Source organism: Reyranella sp., from assembly GCF_052439685.1.
Taxonomy (GTDB): domain Bacteria; phylum Pseudomonadota; class Alphaproteobacteria; order Reyranellales; family Reyranellaceae; genus Reyranella.
Genome location: NZ_JBQVQG010000012.1, coordinates 128,898 through 151,980, shown reverse-complemented (window position 1 = coordinate 151,980; position 23,083 = coordinate 128,898). Strand labels below are relative to the sequence as shown.

21 protein-coding genes are annotated in these 23,083 nt (G+C 67.2%); 14 read left to right on the top strand and 7 right to left on the bottom strand.

The genetic code is table 11. From position 1 onward, the window contains the following. Nucleotides 1-125 precede the first annotated feature (125 nt). Complete coding sequence (locus ACT6UX_RS17160) at nucleotides 126-1,517, top strand: PepSY-associated TM helix domain-containing protein (RefSeq protein ID WP_444776360.1); 1,392 nt, start codon at nucleotides 126-128, stop codon at nucleotides 1,515-1,517. A 45-nt stretch (nucleotides 1,518-1,562) separates the two neighbouring features. Continuing rightward, nucleotides 1,563-2,039, top strand: a complete 477-nt coding sequence (gene nikR / locus ACT6UX_RS17155) for a nickel-responsive transcriptional regulator NikR (protein ID WP_444776359.1) — start codon at nucleotides 1,563-1,565, stop codon at nucleotides 2,037-2,039. 8 nt (nucleotides 2,040-2,047) lie between these two features. Here the strand turns inward: nikR and ACT6UX_RS17150 are convergent, their stop codons facing one another. Beyond that, entirely contained in the window at nucleotides 2,048-3,463 is a 1,416-nt protein-coding gene (locus ACT6UX_RS17150) for a short-chain fatty acyl-CoA regulator family protein (protein ID WP_444776358.1), read from the bottom strand. A gap of 141 nt (nucleotides 3,464-3,604) precedes the next feature. Here ACT6UX_RS17150 and ACT6UX_RS17145 point away from each other — a divergent pair, with 141 nt between their 5' ends. The 6 genes from ACT6UX_RS17145 to folB are packed head-to-tail and all read left to right on the top strand — an operon-like array spanning nucleotide 3,605 to nucleotide 10,432. After that, entirely contained in the window at nucleotides 3,605-4,033 is a 429-nt protein-coding gene (locus ACT6UX_RS17145) for an acyl-CoA thioesterase (RefSeq protein WP_444776357.1), read from the top strand. Next, the gene (locus ACT6UX_RS17140) at nucleotides 4,030-5,550 is read left to right on the top strand and encodes an MmgE/PrpD family protein (protein WP_444776356.1); all 1,521 of its coding nucleotides are present in this window, start codon (nucleotides 4,030-4,032) and stop codon (nucleotides 5,548-5,550) included. Before ACT6UX_RS17145 ends, ACT6UX_RS17140 begins: the two co-directional genes overlap by 4 nt. Before the next feature lie 11 nt (nucleotides 5,551-5,561). After that, nucleotides 5,562-6,740, top strand: a complete 1,179-nt coding sequence (gene prpC / locus ACT6UX_RS17135; RefSeq protein WP_444776355.1) for a bifunctional 2-methylcitrate synthase/citrate synthase — start codon at nucleotides 5,562-5,564, stop codon at nucleotides 6,738-6,740. Nucleotides 6,741-6,745: 5 nt separating this feature from the next. Beyond that, a complete protein-coding gene (prpB, locus tag ACT6UX_RS17130; protein WP_444776354.1) occupies nucleotides 6,746-7,684 on the top strand; it encodes a methylisocitrate lyase in 939 nt (312 codons plus the stop codon). Between the two features lie 34 nt (nucleotides 7,685-7,718). Beyond that, entirely contained in the window at nucleotides 7,719-10,046 is a 2,328-nt protein-coding gene (gene metE, locus ACT6UX_RS17125) for a 5-methyltetrahydropteroyltriglutamate--homocysteine S-methyltransferase (protein ID WP_444776353.1), read from the top strand. 5 nt (nucleotides 10,047-10,051) lie between these two features. Further along, the gene (folB, locus tag ACT6UX_RS17120) at nucleotides 10,052-10,432 is read left to right on the top strand and encodes a dihydroneopterin aldolase (RefSeq protein ID WP_444776352.1); all 381 of its coding nucleotides are present in this window, start codon (nucleotides 10,052-10,054) and stop codon (nucleotides 10,430-10,432) included. A 107-nt stretch (nucleotides 10,433-10,539) separates the two neighbouring features. Here folB and ACT6UX_RS17115 read toward each other — a convergent pair whose 3' ends face one another. Then, on the bottom strand, nucleotides 10,540-12,519 hold the full coding sequence (locus ACT6UX_RS17115) for a methylmalonyl-CoA mutase family protein (RefSeq protein ID WP_444776351.1): 1,980 nt from the start codon (nucleotides 12,517-12,519) through the stop codon (nucleotides 10,540-10,542). A 104-nt stretch (nucleotides 12,520-12,623) separates the two neighbouring features. On the opposite strand from ACT6UX_RS17115, the gene ACT6UX_RS17110 reads away from it, so the two are divergent. From ACT6UX_RS17110 to ACT6UX_RS17100, 3 genes are read left to right on the top strand one after another with little or no spacing between them, the layout of a single operon-like run. Further along, on the top strand, nucleotides 12,624-13,838 hold the full coding sequence (locus ACT6UX_RS17110; protein ID WP_444776350.1) for a YjgN family protein: 1,215 nt from the start codon (nucleotides 12,624-12,626) through the stop codon (nucleotides 13,836-13,838). Nucleotides 13,839-13,840: 2 nt separating this feature from the next. Further along, nucleotides 13,841-14,902, top strand: a complete 1,062-nt coding sequence (locus ACT6UX_RS17105; RefSeq protein ID WP_444776349.1) for a M48 family metallopeptidase — start codon at nucleotides 13,841-13,843, stop codon at nucleotides 14,900-14,902. A gap of 14 nt (nucleotides 14,903-14,916) precedes the next feature. Then, complete coding sequence (locus ACT6UX_RS17100) at nucleotides 14,917-15,774, top strand: ATP-grasp domain-containing protein (RefSeq protein ID WP_444776348.1); 858 nt, start codon at nucleotides 14,917-14,919, stop codon at nucleotides 15,772-15,774. A gap of 7 nt (nucleotides 15,775-15,781) precedes the next feature. Here ACT6UX_RS17100 and ACT6UX_RS17095 read toward each other — a convergent pair whose 3' ends face one another. Together ACT6UX_RS17095 and ACT6UX_RS17090 are read right to left on the bottom strand one after the other, a co-directional pair. Further along, nucleotides 15,782-16,468: a vWA domain-containing protein gene (locus ACT6UX_RS17095; RefSeq protein ID WP_444776347.1), complete on the bottom strand. Its 687-nt coding sequence runs from the start codon at nucleotides 16,466-16,468 to the stop codon at nucleotides 15,782-15,784. Continuing rightward, nucleotides 16,465-17,604 (bottom strand): hypothetical protein, encoded by a 1,140-nt coding sequence (locus ACT6UX_RS17090; protein WP_444776346.1) that lies wholly within the window; start codon nucleotides 17,602-17,604, stop codon nucleotides 16,465-16,467. The genes ACT6UX_RS17095 and ACT6UX_RS17090 overlap by 4 nt, the downstream gene beginning before the upstream one ends. 288 nt (nucleotides 17,605-17,892) lie before the next feature. Between ACT6UX_RS17090 and ACT6UX_RS17085 the strand changes: the two genes are divergently transcribed. The 3 genes from ACT6UX_RS17085 (at nucleotide 17,893) to ACT6UX_RS17075 (ending at nucleotide 20,087) form a co-directional block, all read left to right on the top strand. Further along, on the top strand, nucleotides 17,893-19,263 hold the full coding sequence (locus ACT6UX_RS17085) for a M23 family metallopeptidase (RefSeq protein ID WP_444776345.1): 1,371 nt from the start codon (nucleotides 17,893-17,895) through the stop codon (nucleotides 19,261-19,263). A gap of 9 nt (nucleotides 19,264-19,272) precedes the next feature. Further along, the gene (locus ACT6UX_RS17080) at nucleotides 19,273-19,779 is read left to right on the top strand and encodes a hypothetical protein (RefSeq protein WP_444776344.1); all 507 of its coding nucleotides are present in this window, start codon (nucleotides 19,273-19,275) and stop codon (nucleotides 19,777-19,779) included. A 158-nt stretch (nucleotides 19,780-19,937) separates the two neighbouring features. After that, entirely contained in the window at nucleotides 19,938-20,087 is a 150-nt protein-coding gene (locus ACT6UX_RS17075; RefSeq protein ID WP_444776343.1) for a hypothetical protein, read from the top strand. 12 nt (nucleotides 20,088-20,099) lie between these two features. Here the strand turns inward: ACT6UX_RS17075 and ACT6UX_RS17070 are convergent, their stop codons facing one another. The 3 genes from ACT6UX_RS17070 to ACT6UX_RS17060 are packed head-to-tail and all read right to left on the bottom strand — an operon-like array spanning nucleotide 20,100 to nucleotide 23,046. Then, nucleotides 20,100-21,407 (bottom strand): TRAP transporter large permease, encoded by a 1,308-nt coding sequence (locus tag ACT6UX_RS17070; RefSeq protein WP_444776342.1) that lies wholly within the window; start codon nucleotides 21,405-21,407, stop codon nucleotides 20,100-20,102. Beyond that, entirely contained in the window at nucleotides 21,404-21,979 is a 576-nt protein-coding gene (locus ACT6UX_RS17065; protein WP_444776341.1) for a TRAP transporter small permease, read from the bottom strand. The genes ACT6UX_RS17070 and ACT6UX_RS17065 overlap by 4 nt, the downstream gene beginning before the upstream one ends. 59 nt (nucleotides 21,980-22,038) lie before the next feature. Beyond that, on the bottom strand, nucleotides 22,039-23,046 hold the full coding sequence (locus ACT6UX_RS17060; RefSeq protein WP_444776340.1) for a TRAP transporter substrate-binding protein: 1,008 nt from the start codon (nucleotides 23,044-23,046) through the stop codon (nucleotides 22,039-22,041). Nucleotides 23,047-23,083 lie beyond the last annotated feature (37 nt).

The window sequence follows — 23,083 nt, the reverse complement described above, 5'->3', positions numbered from 1 at the left end:
GTCTCCGAGACCCTGGCCGACGCCTCCAAAGGCGGCCTCTCCAAGATCGCCTTCGTCAGCGAACCGGCGCGCTGAAGTGTCGTCGCGACCGTGTGTTTCATCCCGCATTTCCCGAGTGAGGACTCATGTCTGACTATGTTGCGGGCGGCACGAAGCACGTCGCTTCCGCCGGTCCCTCGGCGGAACAGCCTGCCGGTCGCCTGTACGCGCGGCTCTGGCGCTGGCACCTGCTCGCGGCACTCCTCGTGATCCCGTTCGTGCTCTGGCAAAGCACGACAGGGACCATCTATCTCTGGGCCGAATGGTGGATGGACCAGGCTCATCCCGAACTGCGCTTCGTCCAGCCCGGCCCGACGCCAGTGCCGCCCAGCCTACAGCTCGCCGCAGCCCTCGAGGCCGCGCCCAAGGAATTTTCGGCCAAGGTGAGCGGTGGACATGGCCATGGCGGCGGCAGTGCCGCTCACGACCATGGCGCGATGGCAGAGCAGGGCGGCCCGCCGGTGCAGGAGATCATCCTGTCCGATGATCCGCGCCGCAGCACACAGGTCATGATGCTGAACGAGAGCGGACTGCCCTATCCGATCTTCGTCAACCCCTATAGTGGACGCGTGCTGGGCTCCCTGACCGGAAGCCAGTGGTTGCCCGGCCTGACCCGCGCCCTGCATGGCGGCTGGCCGCTCGGCAAGCCCGGGAGCTGGCTCCTCGAACTGGCCGATGGCTGGGCCATCTTCATGATCCTGTCCGGCCTCTATCTCTGGTGGCCGCGCCAGCGGGGCTTCCGCGCCGCCCTGTGGCCGCGCTTCGACCGGGGTGCGCGCATGGCAGTGCGCGACCTGCACGCCATCGTCGCCGTTCTCTTCTCCGCGGTTTTCCTGTTCTTCCTGATCAGCGCCCTGCCGTGGACCGCCTTCTGGGGCGGAGAAGTCCTGTCGCGAGTGCAGACGGCGCTCAATCAGAAGGGCACCGCGGGCTTCTCGCCGGGTGGCGCCTCGGCGCGGCAGATGGAGGCAGCCCAGAAGCCGATCGACGATCTCGTCGCCGAGGCACGGGCCCGCGGCATCACCCAGGCGCTCAGCGTGCGCCTCGCGCCGTGGCCGGGCGCGCCCCTGTATGTCAGCAACCGCAACGGTCCGCCCTCCGCCGACCGGGTGATTCTCGGCAACCCGAAGACGGGCGAGGTCACTCGCGACGCGCTGCGCACCGACCAGCCGGTGATCCCGCGCATGGTCGGATTCGGCATCCATGTGCACCAGGGTGACTTCGGCCTGTGGAATCTCTGGATGAACACGGCCTTCGCCCTGTCGCTCGTCTGGCTCACCGTCTCCGGCGTCGCCTCGTGGTGGATGCGCCGGCCGCGGGGCAGCCTGGGCGTCCCGCGCAAGATCGAACTGCGCTGGCCGCGGGCGCTGATCGCCACCGCGGTCGCGATGTGCCTCCTGCTGCCGATCTTCGGCGCCTCGGTCCTCCTGCTGCTCGGCCTCGAACGTCTGTTGGTGCATCGCGGGAAGCCCGCCTGATATCATCCCCTCCGGCGCGATCGTCGTGCAGCGGAGGAGTGTGAGATGCAGCGGGTCACCCTGTCGGTCGACGACGATCTCCTGGCGACGCTCGATCGCCATATGAAGAAGCACCGCTATGCCAGCCGCTCCGAGGCATTGCGCGACATCCTGCGCGAGGCGGCGGCGCGCGAGGCGCTCGATGCCGGTCCCGCCGGCAAGGAGGAGGGCTTCTGCATCGCGACGCTCGCTTATGTCTACGACCACGAGACGCGCGATCTGGGGCGGCGCCTGACCCAGGCCCAGCATAAGCATCACGACCTTCAGGTCGCGACGCTGCACGTGCACCTGGATCACGATTCCTGTCTCGAAGTGTCGGTACTGCGCGGCCCGGTCAAGGCGGTGCGGGCGATCGCCGACGAGACGGTGAGCCAGCGCGGCGTGCGCCACGGCCAGCTCCATCTCGTCCCGGCCGAACTCGACAACAAGCGCCACAGCCATGGCGGCCGGGGCGGCGGCGGCCACGACCACATTCACGCGTAGGGTTGGCGTCACGCCGTTGGATAGGGCGCGAAGCGGCTGCGGTTCTCGTCGATCGTCAGTGCCCGGCCGATCGGCGGGAAGGCGCGTTGTGGGCAGGCCGGGCGTTCGCAGACGCGGCAGCCGGCGCCGATCGGCGTCGCGCCGGTGGCATCGGTGAGGTCGAGCCCCTTGGAATAGATCAGCCGCGAGGCGTGACGCAGGTCGCAACCCAGGCCGATGGAGAAGGTCTTGTCGGGTGCGCCGTACTCGCCGTGGCCGCGCTGGACGGTGCGGGCGATCCACAGATAGGTGCGGCCGTCGGGCATCTGTGCGAGCTGCGTCAGGATGCGGCCGGGATGGGCGAAGGCCTCGTGCACGTTCCACAGCGGGCATGAGCCGCCGACGCGCGAGAAATGAAAGTCGGTGGCCGACTGGCGCTTGGAGATGTTTCCCGCCCGGTCGACGCGCACGAAGAAGAACGGCACACCGCGCGCCGAGGGCCGCTGCAACGTGCTGAGCCGGTGACAGATCGTCTCGTAGCCGACGCCGAACCAGCGGCCCAGCCGCTCGATGTCGTAGCGCACGGTCTCCGCCGCCTGCAGGAACGCGCCGTAGGGCAGGAGCAGCGCGCCGGCGAAATAGTTGGCGAGCCCGATGCGGGCGAGGGCGCGCGCTTCACCGCCGTCGAAGCCGGCCTCGTCGACAAGCTGGCGCAGCAGTCCGTCGACCTCGAGGAAAGCGAGTTGCGTTGCCATCTGGAAGGCATGCTGGCCCGGCCGCAGATGCGGCGACAGATGCAGGACGCGCGCCGCCGTGTCGTAGCGGCGCTGTATCCCGGAAGGTTCGTCGCCGGCATCGCGCGCGATCCGCACGCCGTAGCGGCGAGACATGTAGTCGATCAGCCCGGCGTTGAGGTTACCCACGGAAAGGCCGGCCGCTTCATAGAGACGCTCGGCCGCGTCGTCGAGTTCGGCGACGTGATTGTGCCGGGCATAGAAGAAGTCGCGGACCTGTTCGAAGGGCATCGGCGTCAACTGTGAGTCCGGCCGCTCGTCACCGAGGCGCGCGGCCATGGCATCGGCGCGCTCGACTTCTTCGCGATAGCGACGGTGGAGATTGACGAGGGCGCGCCCCACCGCGGGCATGCCGGCGGCCAATTCGCGGATTTCCGCGAGCGGCACGGCCTCGCCCGGTCGCGCCTCCGAGAGCGCATCGCGGAGGTCCGAGATCAATCGCGCCTCGTCATTATCGGAGAAGAGCTGCACGTCGATGCCGAACACGGCGTTGATCTTCAGCAGCACCGGGACGGTCAACGGCCGCTGGTTCTTCTCGAGCTGGCTAAGATAGCTGTTCGACAGGCCGAGCGCGTCAGCGAGCGCAGCCTGCGTCATGCGGCGCTCCTCGCGCAACGCCCGCAGCCGGACCCCCATGAACGTCTTGCGCATCGCAGCCCCGTCTCATTTGCAAGTTTTGCAAAGTGGTCCTCGGGCATCCGCAAAACATCGCAAATTCAGCAGTATCAGCAGGACGCCGGCTTGCAGATATTGCGGATGACAAGCGCGATTACAAGCCCGGAGCACACGCCCATGGAGGGCGCCATTTCGAACCAGCCCCCACCTGAAGAGACCCGCTTCCTGGAAATGGTCTTTCCCGAGCAGTCCAACCACTACGGCACGTTGTTCGGTGGCACGGCGCTCTCGCTCATGGGCAAGGCGGCGTTCGTTGCCGCCAGCCGCCGCGCGCGACGCGCCGTCGTCATGGCCTCGTCGGAGAAGGTCGACTTCCACCTGCCGGTGAAAGTCGGCCAGGTCGTCGAGCTCCACGCGCAGGTCGTCCGCATTGGGCGGACGTCGATGACGGTCATCGTCGAGATGGTCGCCGAGACCCTGCTGAGCGGCCAGCGCGCGCTGGCCATGCGCGGCAGCTTCGAGATGGTCACCGTCGACGCCACCGGACGTCCCGCGGAAATGGCTGCCGTGACCATCTCCCCTTCGACAGAGGAACCCGTTTCGTGAAGCTCCACAGCGTCCGCACCTACAAGTCCGCCGAAACCCTGCCGCGCGAACGGCAGCTCGCCTGGAAGATCGCCGAGGTCGCAGTCGATCCGGTGCCGGTCGTGGATGAGGTGGTCGAGATGATCGGCAGCCGCATCATCGACAATGCCGCGGTCGCCGCGGCCTCGCTCAACCGCACGCCGATCGTGAGCGCACGGGCGCAGGCCAGGGCGCATCCCGGCAAGCCGGGCGCCGCCCTGTTCGGCGTGTCGAGCTTCCCGTCTCGCCGCGTGTCGCCGGAGTGGGCGGCCTGGGCCAACGGTGTCGCGGTGCGTGAACTCGACTATCACGACACGTTCCTGGCCGCGGACTATTCGCACCCCGGTGACAACATCCCGCCAGTGCTCGCCGTAGCCCAGCATTGCGGCCTCGACGGTGCGGCCCTGGTGCGTGGCCTGGCCGCCGCCTACGAGATCCAGGTCGACCTCGTGAAGGGCATCTGCCTGCACGAGCACAAGATCGATCACATCGCCCATCTCGGACCTTCGGCCGCCGCCGGCATCGGCACCGCGCTCGGCTTGCCGGTGGAGATCGTCTACCAGGCGGTGCAGCAGGCGTTGCATGTGACGACGACGACGCGTCAGTCGCGCAAGGGCGAGATTTCGAGCTGGAAGGCCTACGCACCGGCCTTCGCGGGCAAGATGGCAGTCGAAGCCGTGGATCGTGCGATGCGCGGCGAGGGGGCGCCGTCGCCCGCCTACGAGGGCGAGGACGGGTTCATCGCCTGGCTGCTGGGCGGTCCCAAGGCTGAATACCATGTGCCGCTGCCGGAGAAGGGCGAGGCCAAGCGTGCCATCCTCGACACCTACACCAAGGAACATTCCGCCGAGTATCAGAGCCAGGCCCTGATCGATCTGGCGCGGCGCATGGGACCGAAGATCGGCGATCTCTCGAAGATAAAGAGCATCGTCATTCGCACCAGCCATCACACACATTACGTGATCGGTACCGGCGCCAACGATCCGCAGAAGATGGATCCGACGGCCAGCCGCGAAACCCTCGATCACTCGATCATGTACATCTTCGCCGTCGCCTTGCAGGACGGCGGCTGGCACCACGAGCGTTCCTACGCGCCCGAGCGTGCGGCGCGGCCCGACACGGTGGCACTGTGGCGCAAGATCAGCACGATCGAGGGTCCCGAATGGACCGAGCGCTATCACTCGACCGATCCGGCCCGGAAGGCGTTCGGCGGCCATGTGATGGTGACGCTCGACGATGGTCGCGTGATCGCCGACGAGATCGCGGTCGCCGATGCCCATCCGCTGGGCGCCCGTCCGTGGCGGCGACCCGACTATGTCGCGAAGTTCCGCACCTTGGCCGAGGGAATCGTGGCCGAGGCCGAGCAGAAGCGCTTCCTTCAGATGGTCGAGCGGCTGCCCGAACTGAAAGCCGACGAACTCTGCCAGCTCAACTTCGTCGTCAGCCCCGACCATCTCCAGGTCCCGACCGCACGCGGTCTCTTCGAAGCCAGCGAATAAAGGAGGCCACTATGTCCAACCCGACTCCGGCCAAGCCGGCCCCCAAGAAATCCGTCGCCCTGTCCGGCGTCGAGGCCGGTTCGACCGCGCTTTGCACCGTCGGCCGCAGCGGCAACGACCTGCACTATCGCGGCTATGACATTCTCGACATCGCCGAGCGCTGCACCTTCGAGGAGATCGCGCATCTGCTGGTGCATGGCACCCTGCCGACCGAGGTCCAGCTCGCTTCTTACAAGGCCAAGCTGCGGTCGCTGCGTGGCCTGCCGGCAGCGGTGAAGCGCACGCTCGAGGCGATTCCGGCGGCGGCGCATCCGATGGACGTGCTGCGCTCGGGCGTGTCGGCGCTGGGCTGCGTGCTGCCCGAGGCGGCCGACCACAATCATCCCGGAGCCCGCGACATCGCCGACCGCTTGATGGCCTCGCTGGGGTCGATGCTTCTCTACTGGCATCACTACGCCCACAACGGCCGCAGCATAGACGTCGAGACCGACGACGACGGCATTGCCGCGCACTTCCTGCACCTGCTTCATGGTCAGGTCCCGAGTGCGAGCCATGTCCGGGCCATGGACACGTCGCTGATCCTCTACGCCGAGCACGAGTTCAACGCCTCGACCTTCACCGCGCGCTCGATCGCCGGTACCGGCGCCGATGTCTATTCGGCGGTGACGGGCGCGATCGGCGCGCTGCGCGGACCCAAGCATGGCGGCGCCAACGAGGTCGCCTTCGAGATCCAGCAGCGCTACGAGGATCCCGACGCGGCGGAGGCGGATATCCGCGGGCGTGTGGCGGCGAGGGAAGTCGTGATCGGCTTCGGCCACCCCGTCTACACGATCGCCGATCCGCGCAACGAAGTGATCAAGCGAGTCGCCCGCCAGCTCGGCGACGAGGCCGGCACCAGCCGCATGTTCGACATCGCCGACCGCATCGAGGCGGTGATGGGCGAGACCAAGAAGATGTTCGCCAACCTCGACTGGTTCAGCGCCGTCTCCTATCACCTTATGGGCGTGCCGACGGCGATGTTCACGCCGCTGTTCGTGATCGCCCGGACCTCGGGCTGGTGCGCGCATATCATCGAGCAGCGCATCGACAACAAGATCATCCGCCCGGCGGCGCACTATACGGGACCGGAGAACCGCACCTTCGTGCCGCTGGTCCAGCGCGGCAAGCAGACGCCGGCGCGCGCGGCCTGAACGCCATGCCCTATCTCGTCGCCAGGGACCTGCCATCCGAACCCGCCGGCACGCGCTTCCGGACCTTGCTGCAGCGGCCGGAAATCCTGCAGATGCCCGGAGCCCATAACGGCATGGCCGCGCTGCAGGCGAAGGCCGCCGGATTCGAGGCGCTCTATCTCTCGGGGGCGGCCATGACCGCGTCGATGGGCCTGCCGGATCTCGGCATCATCACGGTCGAGGACGTCTGCTTCTTCATCCGCCAGGTCGCGCGGTCGAGCGGGCTGCCGGTGCTGGTCGACGGCGACACGGGTTACGGCGAGGCCCTGAACGTCATGCACATGGTGCGGGCGTTCGAGGAGGCCGGCGCCGCGGCGGTGCATATCGAGGACCAGTTGCTGCCCAAGAAGTGCGGGCACCTGAACGACAAGAAGCTTGCCAGCGCGCACGACATGGCGGCCAAGGTCGCGGCGGCGGCGAAGGCCCGACGGCACCTCCAGGTGATCGCGCGTACCGACGCCTATGCCAGCGAAGGCATGGACGGCGCCGTCGCGCGGGCGAAGCTCTACGTCCAGGCCGGCGCCGACGCGATCTTCCCCGAGGCGCTGACCACGGCGGAGATGTTCCGCGACTTCGCCAGGGCCCTGCCGGGCGTGAAGCTGCTGGCCAACATGACGGAGTTCGGCCGCACGCCGTTCTTCACGGCGAGCGAGTTCGAGGCGATGGGCTACGCCATGGTGATTTGGCCGGTCTCGTCGCTGCGCGTCGCCAACAAGGCGCAGGAGCGGCTGTACACGGCCATCCGGCGCGACGGCGGCACCCAGGCGGCGCTGGCCGACATGCAGACCCGCGCCGAGCTCTACGCCGCCATCGATCTCGCCGGTTACGAGGCGCTCGACGCCTCGATCGTCCAGACCGTCCTTCCTTCCGCGCATGGCCGCAACGCGCTCGATGCGAGCTGCTGAAGCGCGCCTGTCCACCTTCCAAAGGAGTACCCGAATGTCCGTTCTCGTCAGCACGCTTGGATTCCCGCGCATCGGTCCTCGCCGCGAACTGAAGCAGGCGCTGGAAAGCCATTGGTCCGGCAAGACGACAGCGGCGGCGTTGCTGGAGAGCGCCGCTTCGCTGCGGGCCGCTTCCTGGGCGCGGCAGAAGGCGGCCGGCGTCGATCACATCCCGAGCAACGACTTTTCCCTCTACGACCACGTGCTCGACACCAGCGTGATGGTCGGCGCCATTCCCGCAATCTACGGCTGGAAAGGCGGCCCCGTGCCGCTCGAGACCTATTTCGCCATGGCGCGCGGCAGCCGGGGCGAGGTCGATGGCGCCTGTGATGCTCACGGTAATCGATCGGCGCACGGCCTGCCCGCGATGGAAATGACCAAGTGGTTCGACACGAACTACCACTACATGGTGCCCGAATTCGGTCGCGGCCAGACTTTCAGCCTGGGATCGACCAAGCCGGTCGACGAATTCCTCGAGGCGAAGCGGCTCGGTATCCATACGCGTCCGGTGTTGGTCGGTCCCGTTACCTACCTGCTGCTGGGCAAGAGCAAGGACCCGTCCTTTCATCCGCTAGCACTGCTGCGTAACCTTCTGCCGGTCTATGTCGACGTGCTGCGGAGGCTCCAGAGCGCCGGCGCCGACTGGGTGCAGATGGACGAACCCGCGCTCGTGCTCGACATCGACGACGCCACGCGGGGCGCTTTGCAGACGGCCTACGCGACCCTCGCCTCCGAAGTGCCCGGTCTGAAGCTGATGCTCGCGACCTATTTCGGCGCGCTGGGTGACAATCTGGACATCGCGGTGAAGCTGCCGGTCGCGGGTCTGCATATCGACCTCGTGCGCGCTCCCGGCCAGCTTGCCCCCGTGCTCGATGCCGCACCGAAGGACCTCGTCCTGTCGCTCGGGCTGATCGACGGGCGCAACGTGTGGCGCGCCGATCTCGAACCGCTGCTCGCCCGGAGCGAAGCGGCGATCCGGCGGAGAGGCGCCGACGGGATCATCCTCGCGCCGTCCTGCTCGCTGCTGCATGTGCCCGTCGACCTCGCGCAGGAAGAGGGCATGGACGACGATCTCAGGACCTGGCTGGCCTTCGCGGCCCAGAAAGTCGGCGAACTCGCGACCCTCGGCCGCGCGCTCAACGAGGGCCGAGATGCCGTCCAGGACGCGCTGGTCGCGTCGAGCTGGGCCGCCGGGGCGCGCCGCGTTTCCACGAAGATCCACGATCCGGCGGTGCGAATGCGCCTGGCGGCGGTTACGCCGGCCATGGCCTGCCGGCAAGGCTCGTTCGAGGAGCGCCGCGTGCTGCAGCGCCAGCAGCTCGGCCTGCCGGCCTTTCCCACCACCACGATCGGCTCCTTTCCGCAGACCGAGGGGGTGCGCAAGGCGCGCGCGGCTCATGCCAAGGGCGGGCTCAGCGACAGCGAATACAAGGCCTACCTGCAACGAGAGACCGAGACCGCCGTGCGCTGGCAGGAGGAGATCGGTATCGACGTGCTGGTCCATGGCGAATTCGAGCGCAACGACATGGTGCAGTATTTCGGCGAACAGCTCGCCGGCTACGCCTTCACCCGGCACGGCTGGGTGCAGAGCTACGGCTCGCGCTATGTCCGGCCGCCGATCATCTTCGGCGACGTTTCGCGCCCGCGGCCGATGACGGTCGAGTGGTCGAGCTATGCCCAGTCGCTGACGCAGAAGCCGATGAAGGGCATGCTCACCGGGCCGGTGACGATGCTGCAATGGTCGTTCGTGCGCGACGACATCCCACGATCGGAGACCTGCCGGCAGATCGCGCTGGCGTTGCGCGACGAAGTCGTCGATCTCGAAGCCGCTGGCATCGGCGTCATCCAGATCGATGAGCCGGCGATCCGCGAGGGCTTGCCGCTGCGCAAGACCGAGTGGAAAGCCTATCTCGACTGGGCGGTCGAATGCTTCCGCCTCTCCGCGTCGGGGGTCGTCGACCGGACGCAGATCCACACGCACATGTGCTACTCGGAGTTCAACGACATCATCGACTCGATCGGCGCCATGGATGCCGACGTCATCTCGATCGAAACGGCGCGCTCGAAGATGGAACTGCTCGAAGCCTTCACGACCTATCGCTATCCCAACGAGATCGGACCGGGCGTGTACGACATCCATGCGCCGCGCCTGCCGCCGGTCGAGGAGATGGCGGAGCTGCTCGTGAAGGCGAAGGAGCGGCTGTCGCCCGACCAGATCTGGGTCAATCCCGATTGCGGCCTGAAGACCCGCCGCTGGGAAGAAGTGAAGCCAGCGTTGGTCAACATGGTCGAGGCCGCGAAGAAGCTGCGCGCGACGGCCTGAGGCTCATGTCGCTCTCCGGCGACTGCATATTCCTTCGGGGCGTCGAACTCACCGCCTGCCATGGCGTCCTGCCGGAGGAAAGGACGCGGCCGCAGCGTTTCGTGATCGACGCCGAGGTCTGGCCGGAGACCGATGACTACGCCCGTGGCGACGATTACCGGCGGGCCGTCTGCTACGGCGCGATCCTCGACACGATCGTCGAGGTCGCCGGCGGACCGCACAAGAGCTTGATCGAGGCGCTGGCGCTCGTCCTCATCGACGAGCTGCTGCTGCGCTTTCGGCCAATCGACGCGGTCCGGATCACGGTCCACAAGCCCGAAGCGCCGCTGCAAGGAAAGTTCACCGATGTCGGCGTGATCCTGACGCGGCGGCGAGGTCGTGCCTAACTCCCTCACCCAACCTCTCCTCCTAGCGGGGTAGAGAAGTCTGATTTTCATGTTCCTCGCCCCCGCCAGGAGGAGAGGCTAGGAGAGGGCGCGGCGCGGGGCGGGCGCTAAGCCGCTTCCTTCCACGCCTTGTCGACCACGCCCACCACGTCGCGCATGATCTGCGTGAGGTCGAAGTCCTTGGGCGTGTACACGCGCGATACGCCGGCGGCGATCAACGCCTCGGCGTCGGCAGGCGGGATGATGCCGCCGACGACGACCGGGACGTCGCCGATGCCGGCCTCGCGCAGACCCTTCAGCACGTCGCCGACCAGCGAGACGTGGCCGCCCGACAGGATCGACAGGCCGACGACATGCACGCTCTCCTCGAGCGCCGCATTGACGATGCGCTCCGGCGTGAGGCGGATGCCCTCGTAGACGACTTCCATGCCGCAGTCGCGGGCGCGCACGGCGATCTGCTCGGCGCCATTGGAATGACCGTCGAGGCCGGGCTTGCCGACCAGCATCTTGATGCGGCGGCCGAGGCGGTGCGACACCGCATCCACTTCGCGACGCGTCGCTTCGAGACGTCCGTCGGTGACGCCTGCCGCGCGCGCCACGCCGGTGGGGGCGCGATATTCGCCGAACACGCCGCGCAGTGCCTCGGTCCATTCGCCGGTCGTGACGCCGGCCTTGGCGCAGTCGATCGATGCCGGCATGACGTTGCGGTCTTCCCTGGTCGCAGCCACGAGCTCGGCCAGCGCGGCCTTCACCGCCGCACCGTCACGCGTCGCCCGCCAGGCGTTCAGCCGCTCGATCTGTCCGCGCTCGACCGAATCGTCGACCGTCATGATCGATTCCTGGCCGCCGCCGAGCGGCGACGGCGCGCCCTCGGTGTAGGCGTTGACGCCGACCACGGTCTGCTCGCCCGATTCGATGGCGGCGAGCCGCTTCAGGTTGGATTCGACCAGGCGCTGCTTCATGTAGGCAGCCTCGATGGCCGCGACCGCGCCGCCCATGTCGGCGATGCGGCCCATCTCGGCCAAGGCCTCCTGCTTCAGCGCCTCGACCCGGGCCGCGATCTCCTTGCTGCCATCGAAGATGTCGCCGTATTCGAGCAGGTCGGTCTCGAAGGCCACGATCTGCTGCAGGCGCAGCGACCATTGCTGGTCCCACGGCCGCGGCAGGCCGAGCGCCTCGTTCCAGGCGGGGAGCTGCACCGAGCGGGCCCGGGCGTTCTTGCTCATGACCACGGCCAGCATCTCGAGCAGGATGCGATAGACGTTGTTCTCGGGCTGCTGCTCGGTCAGGCCGAGCGAATTCACCTGCACGCCGTAGCGGAACAGGCGCTGCTTGGAATCGGCGATGCCATAGCGGTTGAGCGTGATGTCTTCCCACATCTCCGCGAACGCCCGCATCTTGCACATCTCGGTGATGAAGCGGATGCCGGCATTCACGAAGAACGAGATGCGGCCCACCACCTTGGGGAAGTCGGCATCCGGCACCTGGCCTCGCGCCTTCACCGCGTCGAGCACGGCGATGGCGTTCACCAGCGCGAAGGCGAGTTCCTGGACCGGCGTCGCCCCGGCCTCCTGCAGGTGATAGCTGCAGACGTTCATCGGGTTCCACTTGGGAACCTCGCGATAGGTGAAGCCGATCGTGTCGGCCGTCAGTCTCAGCGACGGCTCGGGCGGGAAGATGTAGGTCCCGCGCGAGAGATATTCCTTGATGATGTCGTTCTGCGTCGTGCCCTGCAGCTTCGACCGCTCCACGCCCTGCGCCTCGGCGGTCGCGATGTAGAGGGAGAGCAGCCAGGCGGCCGGCGCGTTGATCGTCATCGACGTGTTCATCCGGTCGAGCGGGATGCCGTCGAACAGGGTGCGCATGTCACCGAGATGCGAAATCGGCACGCCGACCTTGCCGACCTCGCCCTTGGCCAGCACATGGTCGCTGTCGTAGCCGGTCTGCGTCGGCAGATCGAAGGCGACGCTGAGGCCGGTCTGGCCGCGCGCGAGGTTGGTGCGGTAGAGCTCGTTCGACTTCTCGGCGGTGGAATGACCGGCGTAGGTGCGAATGAGCCAGGGCTTGTCGCGGTTCGGGATTGTCATTTGTGGCGGTTCGCAGTGCTGTTGACGTAAACTTGGGTACACCAGATCATGCTGCGTCGCAGCATCGAAGATTTTGCATCGCGGCGGAAGGGGAAACAGGGGACTTGAGCGACGCGTCTTTCCCCTGGGTTCAGGCGGCCGGTTCAACGCCGGCCGGAACAGCCAGCCAACCCGCTGCCCCCGGCACGCCTTGGAGTCCCGACCTCAGCCCGAGCCAGCCGGTCTATGACGGCACGCTGGGCGAGCTCTACGCCATCTACCTGCGCCATCTCGCGATGATGCTGGTGACCCTGGGCTGGTCGCGCTTCTGGGGCCGCACCCGCATCCGGCGCTATGTCTGGAACCATCTCTCGGTGCTGGGCGACCGGTTCGAGTATCGCGGCCGCGGCCGGGAGCTGCTGATCGGCTTCCTGCTGGCGCTGCTGGTGGTCGCCGCCTGGTCCGGCCTCATGTACCTGGTGTGGCTGTACGTCTTCCACGAGAAACCGTTCGCCACCTTCGGCCTGTTCGACCTGTTCTCGCTGTCGGTCGTGCTGATCGGTTTTCCGCTGGCCTATGTTGGTCACTATGCCGGCCTGCGCTACAAGCTCTCGCGCACCCGCTGGCGCGGCATCCGCTGCGGCATGGCGGGTTCGGCCTGGGCCTACGGCGCCACCGCGACCTTCCTGCAGTTCGCGAACGCCATGACCGGCTATCTGCTGACGCCGGTCGTATCGGTGAACCTCGCACGCCCGCGCATCGTCAATACGCGGGTCGGCACCCAGGGGTTCACCTTCGCGGGCCGCGCGGGCGACATCTATGGCCGCTATCTCGGCTACTACTTCCTGAACATCGTGGCCTGGATCGTCGCGGGTATCGCCACCTTCATGGCCATCGGCGGCACGTTGCAGGGTCTGGGCGTCTCCTCCGAAGACTTCCTGAAACTGTTCGCCCATCCCAGCCTGCACACCGTCGTCGTGCTGCTCCTCGTCGCCTTCGCCGCCTATATCCTGTTCGGCCTGCTCATCCTGCCGCTGCGCTGCTGGTGGCAGGCCTATCTGCTGCGCTACCTCGTGACCCACAGCCGAGCCGACAACGTGCTGTTCGCCACCGCCATCTCGACCTGGCAGATGTGGGGGTTCCTGGTGCTGAACTACCTGATCGTGCTGCTGACCCTGGGCCTCGGCTGGCCGTGGGTGATGCATCGCACGATGAAGCTGATTGCGGGCCAGCTCTGGATCTATGGCGCGCCCCAGGGCAGCGCGATCCGGCAGCCGGCCGATCGCGGCCCGGGCTACGGCGAGGGCCTGCTCGACATGTTCGACGTGAGCGGGGTCTGACGATGGCCGCGCGCTATTACGACGGCGTCACCGCCGACGTGCAGGAAGTGACCCTGAAGGTCACCAGCCACGAGCTGCTCATCAACCGGTCGGAGGACTCCGGCGTCGTGGCGCGCTGGCCGGTCGCCGACCTGGTGGTGCTGGGCGATTCGCACCACGAGGCCGTGCCGCCGCTGGCGCTGCGCGGCAGCGAGGCGCGGCTGGTCGTCGAGGACCCGGCGTGGCGGGCGCAGCTCGTGTCGCTGGTGCCGGCACTCAAGCCGCTCGCACTCGAACCGGTGAAGGTCGCGCCGCGTCTCGGCGCCTATTCTCTGGCGATCGTCGCGCTGGTCGGTCTGTTCTGGAGCGCGGTCGAGTACGGCACCGAGTACGCCGTGCCGCTGCTGCCCTACACCTTGCAGGCCAAACTGGGCGAGACAGTGCTCGACGAGCTGCTGACCGACAAGGAGACCTGCCAGGGCCGAACTGGGCTGGCGGCGATCAACCGGTTGGCCAACGATCTCGCCCGCGAGGCCGGCTACAGGCACGAGGTCACGGTGCACATCGTCGAGGGCGGGCCGGTCAATGCCTTCACCTTGCCGGGCTCGATCCTCGTCTTCTATTCGGACCTGATCGACCAAGCGAAAGACAGTTCACAGGTCGCCGGCGTGCTGGCGCATGAGATCGGCCATGTGGTGCACGATCATCCGATCAAGGGCGTGGTGCGCGCCTATGGCATCGACCTCCTTTTCAAGGTCCTGACCGGCGGCTACTCCGACATATTGAGCACATTCGGGACCGGCGGCGGCGCGCTGCTGGCGATGCGCAACGGCCGGGCCTTCGAGCGCGAGGCCGACGCCACCGGCGTGCGCCTGCTCGAGCAGCGCGGCCTGCGGGCCGACGGTGTCTCGTCCTTCTTCGAACAGCTGCTGGAGAAGGAGCCTTCGGATGCAGCCAGCGCCGCCGGCATCTGGTCCAGCCACCCGCCCACGCGCGAACGCATCGAGGCAACCAAGCGCCCGGCCACCGGCCGCCCGGCCTTCAGCCCCGCCGAGTGGCAGGCGCTGCGGAACGTCTGCAAGTAAAGGTCGATCTGCGCATGACGCTCCATATCGTCCTCGCCACATCCGCCGAAGATCCCGCGATCACCGCGTCGGACCGGCTCTACGCCGAGGCGCTGGAGCGGCGCGGATGCTGCGTTACGGGTGCGCCGTGGGACGGGCCGCGCGAGGCGTTCGCCGGCGCCGATGCCGTCGTGCTGCGCTCGACCTGGGGCTACTTTCGCGCGCTCGACGCCTTCAAGGCATGGACGGAGGCGATGGCCGCCTCGACGCGGCTGTTCAATTCCCTCGATCTGGTGCGCTGGAACCTGCGCAAGGATTACGTGGAAAAGCTCGCTGCGGCGGGCGTGCGCGTGCCGAAAAGCTTCGTCGTCCCCTGCGAGGGGCCGGCCATCGGCCGGGTCTTCGACGAGACCGGCTGGGCGCAAGCCGTCGTGAAGCCGGCCAGCGGCGCATCGGGTCATTCGGTCGAGCTCCTGCAGCGTGCGACGCTTTACGGACAGGTCGCGGGCCTCGCCGACGAGGCGCGCCAGGCGGGCGTCGTGGTGCAGGAGTTCCTGCCGGAGATCGCCGAGGGCGAGCTGTCACTGGTCTATTTCGACGGCGCCTTCAGCCACGCCATCCGCAAGCGGCCGCCGCCCGGCGAGTTCCGCACCAACTCGCGCTACAAGCCGACCCGCACCGCCGAAGCGCTGCCGCGAGACGTCGCGCAGCAGGGCGCCGACTGTCTCGCGACACTGCCCGAGAGGCCGCTCTACGCCCGGGTCGACGGTGTCGTGCGCGATGGCACGCTGATCGTGATCGAGGTCGAGGTGCTGGAGCCGGCGCTCGCCATGGATTTCGACCCGCCGTCGGCCGAACGCTTCGCCGAGGCGACGATGAAGCGCCTCGCCTGAACGGCCCCTAACTGTCCCTGAAGAGCGACGTCACCTCGGCGGCATCCGGCGCGACCTTCCAGCGCGCGCCGGCGGCTTCCACCAGCTGGCGCCATCCCTCCAGCCGACGGGCGTAGCGCGCGGGCTCGCGATTGTCCTCGGGGAGGCGGGTCACGTTGGTCGCGATCACTTCCATGCCGCGCAGGGTTGCGGGCAGTGCAGGGTCGCGACGGCAGTTGGCCGGCAGATCTTCTTCGAGGTCTGAGAACAGCACGATGGTGCGCGTGGCCGCCTGTCGCGCCGCGAGATGCTGCGCCGCCTGCAGCAGCGCGCCTCTTATGTCGGTGTGTCCCGCCGGCTTCGCGCGGCCGCCATAGTCGGCGAGCTTCTGCCCATAGGCCGCGACGAGACGCTGGCGCTCGGTCGGCCGGTCGGGCGCGGTGAAGCTCAGCAGGACGGCGTCGTCGGTGAAGCTGCAGGCGCCGATCTCGGCCACCGCGAAACTGTCGTGCGCCCGCATGAAGCCCATCGTGACGCGCAGGGTTCGCAACGCCTTGTCGACTTCGCGGAAGTAGCTCTTCGACACGTCGAGCAGCCCGTAGACGGCGGAGGCGGTGGCGCTACGCTCCTCGCACGCGCCGAGCGCCACAGCGGGCCCGGCCGTAGCCGTTGCCAGAAGGCCGGTATTGAAGAAGCGGCGGCCGAATTCGGTCACGAGGAACGCACCGCGCGGGACGAGAGCAGGGCCCGCACCAGACGCTCGATGACCAGTGGCAGGAAGATGACGAGATCGTAGGCTGCCAGCGCCACCGCGAGCAGCCCCTCGACGAGAAAGCGCAGCAGCCGAACCGCGAAGGAAAGCGATTCGAGGACGAACCCCAGGAGAAGCTGCAGGACGACGCGGCCGTTGCGGATCAGCGCTTCGATGGCGAACCCAAGGAAGGCGAGGGCGAAGGGAATGATCATGCCGAATGCCGCCTGCGCATAGCGCGCCATGGCGCCGGCGGCCTCACCCGCTTCAGATGGCGCCGTGCCCGCCAAGGTCCCCAGCAATTCGCGTTCGAGCCGGGAGATCTCGTCGCGCGTGAGGGCGAGCGCCGCCTCGATGAGCGCCAGCACCACCAGCGCCGTCGTCATGACGATGATGATGGCGAGCCGCTGGCCCTTCTTCTGCTCCAGCCGCTCGAATTGCGGAAACATGGTCGTGACGCCCAGCGCCTCCAGCAGCACGATGCCGACCGCGACCTCGAGCACGATGATGGCGAGCGCGGCCAGCCGGTAGATCGGCACGCCCATGATGCGATAGGAATCGCCCACCACCTCGGCCATCGGCCGTTCGAGCAGAGCGAAGTTGAGCCAGCCGGCGACGCCGACGGCGAGGATGAGCACGATGGCGAAGGCGAGACCGATCCCGGTCGAGTGGCCGAGCTTCACGTCGCGGGGCGGTGCCGACGATGCCTGCATGGCCTCGAGCTGCAGGCCGTAGGACTGGATCACCTGCCGATGTTCGGCGACATGCGCCCCGAGACGTTCGAGCGCGGCCTGTGGCTTCGGATCGTCCGGGCCATGGCGGTCGACGAGCCGTTGGACGTCCCGCATTTCGTCCGGAAGCCGCGGCTGCAGTTCGGCCTCTTTCATGCCCGCGGTCAATCTCTCGTATCGCGCATTCGCGGCGACGGCGCCGAAGCCGATCCATCGCTCGACGAGCCGAAGCGTGTGCGAGGCCAGCAGGAATGCTGCACGCAGCAGGCGGTGTGCCGCTTCGCGCGCGAGATAGAGCAGAACGATGACTCCCGCCAGGAAGGCTAGGTGCTGCCCGTCGGAAAGCCACGCCTGCAACGCGTCCATCATGGGGCGACAAATGAGGTGTGATATCGCCAAAACAATGGCGCGCCGTCGTGCAGCTCTTTGTGTCAGGTGTCGAACGCGGCCGCGTCGCGACGACGCGGAACCATATTGCTGCCAACTTTTCGTCCAATTCTCCGAACGCGCTGACGCAGGCTCGGCGTCGCGCTCTCCCCAACCCCTGTCCTCGAGGACTCCCCAGGAATGCCCCATCCCCAGGCTTTCATGGCACAGCCCCCCTTTGAACAGATTCGCTCCGCTGCTTCGGCGGGCCGCCACTGGAAAAACGTCGGAATGTGCTTCGGCAGTCTGGTGGTCCTGGCGATGGTCAGCCTGATGGCGCTGCCGGCGAAAAAGGCACCCGAAACCGTGGCCCGCGAACTCGACCTCGTTCCCGAATCGGGAACGGCGGTGACTCTGATGGCGATGCCGCAAGCGGAGGAAACGCCGCCGGAAATGCCGGCGACCGACATCGCGATGGTGCTTCCCGATCCGGACAGGACGGATCCCTCGCCGCCGGACTTCGGCCCTGCGCATGTCGAGGCGGCGATCGAATTGCAGAAGGGCGATACGGTCGCACGCGTCCTCGGCCGACTCGGCATCGAAGCCGCCGACGTTGCCGAGATCGTCGCGGTTCTTGCCGATCGCGTCCGTCTCGATCGCCTGCCGATCGGCCAGGCCCTGATCGTGAAGCTCCGGCAGTTGCATGAGGAGGCGAAGCCCACGGTGCTGGTCGGCCTGTCGATCCGGCCCGAGCCGCAGCGTGCCTTCAACGTCGAGCGCGACGATGACGGCAGCTACAGCATGGAGGAGGAGGTCTTCGAGGTGGCGCCCCGGTTGATGCGTGCCTCCGGCGAGGTCGACGGATCGGTGATCGCCAGCGCCGAGGCGGCCGGCGTGCCGCACGGTCCGCTGGCGGAGATGCTGCGGGCCTTTTCCTGGGACGTGAATTTCCAGCACGACATCAAGCCCGGGGACCGTTTCGACGTGCTGGTCGAACGCTCATGGACCAGCGATGGAAAGCCGGCCGATGACGGTCGCGTGCTGTGGGCCGAGATCACCACGGGCGGCGGCGCCGAGACCTACAGAATCTATCGCTTCAAGCCGCGCGACGGGGAGGAGTTCTTCTACAGCCCGGAGGGCGAGAGCGTGGTCAAGGCGCTGCTGCGCACGCCGCTGAACATGAGCCGGATCTCCTCGCGCTTTGGCCTTCGCCACCATCCGGTCCTCAAGTTCACGCGCCTGCATTCCGGCGTCGACTTCGCGGCACCGCCGGGCACGCCGATCCTCGCCGCGGGCGCTGGCCACGTGATCGAGGCCGGCCGGTTCGGCGGCTACGGCAACTGGGTCAAGATCGCCCACGATGGAAATCTCGCCACCGGCTACGCGCACCTGTCGCGCATCGCGCCGGGCGTGAAGCGCAGCGCGCGCGTACGGCAGGGCCAGGTGATCGGCTATGTCGGCAGCACCGGCCTCTCGACCGGCCCGCATTTGCATTTCGAATTGCATCGCGGGGGGCGGCCGATCGATCCGCTTACGATGGCGCGCACGGCGCAGCGCACACGTCTCGCCGGCAAGGATCTCGAGCGCTTCAAGGCACAGGTTGCCGAAACGGATCGTGTCCGCGCGACGGCGGCCACCCTTCGCGGCGAAGAGATCAACTGAAGACGGCCCGTGGCCAGAACCGCCGCCCTAACCGCCGCCCTCTGCCTTCTGCTGCTCGCCGCGTCGGCGGCGATTCAGGAGGGCGGGGCGGCGCGGGCATCGGATTGCGAGACCGGCGTCCTCGACGGCGGCGACGGCGGCATGAACGTCCTGGTGTATCAACTCTGCGCCGACCGGCTGACCGTGGGGTTTCGCGATAGCGAGGTGATCGAGGAGATCACCTGCGGACCGGCCGGGAGCGTGCATCTCTGGATGTCGACCGATCATGAGATCTGCGGCGCGCCACCCGCTCCCGACGCACCCAGGGTCTACGATCTTCTGGAGCCGCTGCGCGGTGTCGGCGGGACCGTGTCGGCGCCGGTCGCGAAGCGTGTGACCTGCGGCGGCACCTCGGGTCGCGCCACCGCGGTCGTGCCGGACGCCCGGGCCGCGCTGCTGGCAACGCGAACCGGCGACACGATCTACGAGCAGGTGAGCCGGCGGTTCATCCGGCAGTGCCTGGGACCGTCGGCCTGAGCATCCGGTTCCGGGAGAGAATCTGATGTACTTCGACACCTGCTTGTTGGAGCACGTCTGGTTCGGCCAGACCTGCATGTGGATGGCCCTCGTGATGGGCGCCTGCATGGCCGTGATCGTGCTGCTCTCGTTGACGTGCTCACATCCGCGATCCGCGCGTGCTCAAGCTGGCGGACGGGATCATCGACGCGCAGCTTCGCGAGATCGGGGAAATGGAGCCCCTCATCGCTGATCTGCACAGAACCCGATCCCTGGGCACCGCTCCTGAGCTGCCGGGTCCGACGGCGCAGCGGCCGGACCCGGACTGACGAGAGGCTGCTCTATCCGTGCGTCATCTGGCGCGGCAGCACCGTGACGATGTCGGGGAAGAGGGTGATGAGGACGATTCCCACACAGAGAAGGAGGAAGAACGGGGCCGTGGCCTTCGTCACCGTCCAGATGTCGCGGCCGGTGAGACTCTGAAGCACATAGAGATTGAAGCCGACCGGCGGCGTGATCTGCGCCATTTCGACGACCAGCACGATGTAGATGCCGAACCACAGCGGATCGATCTGCTGGGCGGTGACCATCGGCAGCACCACGGGCGCTGTCAGGACGATCATGGAAACGCCGTCGAGGAAGCAGCCCAGCACGATATAGAGCAGGGTGAGCAGCAGGATCAGCCCGTAGGGAGAGAGGCCAAGCCCGTTGACCCAGTTCGCCATCGTGGCCGGCAGGCCCGTGAAGGCCATCGCCATGGTGACGAAGGCGGCGCCGACCAGGATCAGACCGATCATGCAACTGGTCCGGACCGCGCCCAACAGGCTGTCCTTGAACGTCTCCCAGGAGAGGGAGCCGGTGACCGCCGCGAGCACGAGCGCGCCGAGCACGCCCATGACGGCCGCCTCGGTGGGCGTGGCGACGCCGCCATAGATCGAGCCAAGAACGGTGACGATCAGCAGGATGACCGGGATCAGGCGGCGCGCGTTCCAGATCTTCTCGCCGAAGGTCATCCGCGGGTCCGCGGGCGGCACCTTGGTCGGGTTGAGAAGCGCCCAGCCCGCCGTGTAGGCCATGAACAGGCCGATCATCATGAAGCCGGGCAGGAAGCCCGCGATGAACAGCCTGCCGATCGAGACCTGAGCGGTGATTCCGTAGACGATCATCATGATCGAGGGTGGGATCAGGAGTCCGAGCGTGCCGGACCCGGCCAGCGTCCCGATCGCCATGCCTTCATGGTAACCGCGCTTGCGCAGCTCCGGCATGCTCATGCGGCCGATCGTGGCGCAGGTCACGGATGACGAGCCCGAGACCGCGGCCATGACGCCGCAACCCAGGATGTTCACGTGCAGCAGCCGGCCCGGGAGCCAGCCGAGCCAGGGCGCCAATCCCTTGAACATGTCCTCGGACAGTCGCGACCGGAACAGGATCTCTCCCATCCAGATGAAGAGGGGCAGGGCAGTGAGCGCCCATCCCCAGCTCGAGTCCCAGATCGTGCTGGCGAGGAGGGATCCCGTGGGAGCCGGCGTGAAGAAGAACAGCGACACGAAGCCGACGACGACGAGCGTCACGCCGACCCAGACCCCGCTTGCGAGCAACAGGAAGAGAGTGCCGAGAACCGTCGTCGCGAGGATCACTTCTGCGCTCATCGTGCGGCCGCCTTTCCCGTGCCGACGGCCTCGCCGGGCATGCTCAGGGAAGCCGCTTCGAGTTCTTCGTCGATGGCCTGTGCCTCCGCATCGGCGAAGTCGGGAACCTTGCCACCGATGGTTTGAACGAGTTCGTCGGCGAACCCGATCGTCATGATCGAAGCACCGAGCGCCATGCCGATTTGCGGAATCCAGAATGGGACCGCCATGAGGCCGGGGCTGGTGTCGCCGAAGAGGAAGGAATCGTAGGCCATCAGCCAGGCATTCGCCGACACATAGGCGAAGGCGGCCGCCCCCAGGCCACAGCACCAGATCTCGACGCGACGCCTGTTCTCGGCCGAGAATTTGCCGACCATCAGGGTCACCCGGATGTGGGCATTGGCGCGCAACGTGTAGGCGAGTCCGAGAAACGTCGACGCCGCCATGCAGAAGCCCGAGACTTCCGTGGCGTCGAAGGCGAAATTGAGGAACCGGCCAGCGATCTGCAGCAGGATCGTCACGCCGATCATCACGAGAAAGAAGGCGGAGAGAAGGCCGCTGGCGTTGTAGAGGGTGTCGAGGGCTCGCCGCATCACATCACCATCAGCAAAACGGTCGCCGGGCTCCCCGTGGGAGCCCGGCGACCTCGACCTCAGTTCGTCTTCTGACCGGACATGTAGGCGGTGAGAACCGCGACGGCGGCGGGGCTCGCGGTCGCCTTCCACTCGTCGGCCATCTGGACGCCGACCTTCTTCATGGCGGCGAGCACGGCCGGCGGACCGCCAGTGACGGTCATGCCGTTCTTCTTGAGGACGGCCGCCTTCTCGTCACCGGCCGCCTTGCTCATCTCCCAGGATCGCTTCGTGTAGGCCGCCGCGGCGTCCAAGACCACCTTCTGGTCGGCGGGCGGCAAGGCGGCGAAAGCCCGCTTGCTGAAGATCAGGGCGTTCTTCGACAGGATCGCACCGACGTCGGTGAAGTACTTGGTATTGTCCCAGGCCTGGATGTCGACCCCGGTCTGGGCGCTGGTGAACAGGGCCTCGATCAGGCCGGTGGAGAAGGCCTGCGGGATTTCGGCGAAGGGCAGGATCGTCGCGTTGAAACCCAGCAGGGTCGCCATCTTCTGGGTCGCCGTCGAATAGATGCGGATCTTCTTGCCCTTGAAGTCCTCGACCGAGTTGACCGGCGTCTTGGTGTAGAAGCCCTGGCTCGGCCACACCTGGTAGCCTGCGATCACCATACCGGCCTTATCAAACAGGCCCTTGAAGTACGGGTTCTGCAGCTCCATCAGCTTCCACGCTTCCTCGTAGGTCGAGGCGACGAAGGGCACACCGTCGAGGATGAACATCGGGTCCTCGTTGCCATAGACGCCGAGCCGGATTTCGCCGCCCTGCACCTGGCCGCGCTGGACCGCCGACTTGATGCTGTCGAGCTTGATCAGGCTGTCGTTCGTGTGAAGCGTGATCTTGAGCTTGCCGCCGGTGCCTTTCTCCACATCCTCGACCCATTTGCGCAGGTTCTGGGTGAGGAAGTTGTTCTCGGGATAGCCGCTGGCCATGATCCATTGCGTCTGCGCGCTGGCGGTTCCCGCCAGCGCGAGGCTCGCCCCCACGGCGGCCGCGGCCAGCTTCAATGCCGAAATCCTCGATATCAAGCTCATCCCTGTCCCCTGTTCCCGGGTGATAACTGCCGCATCG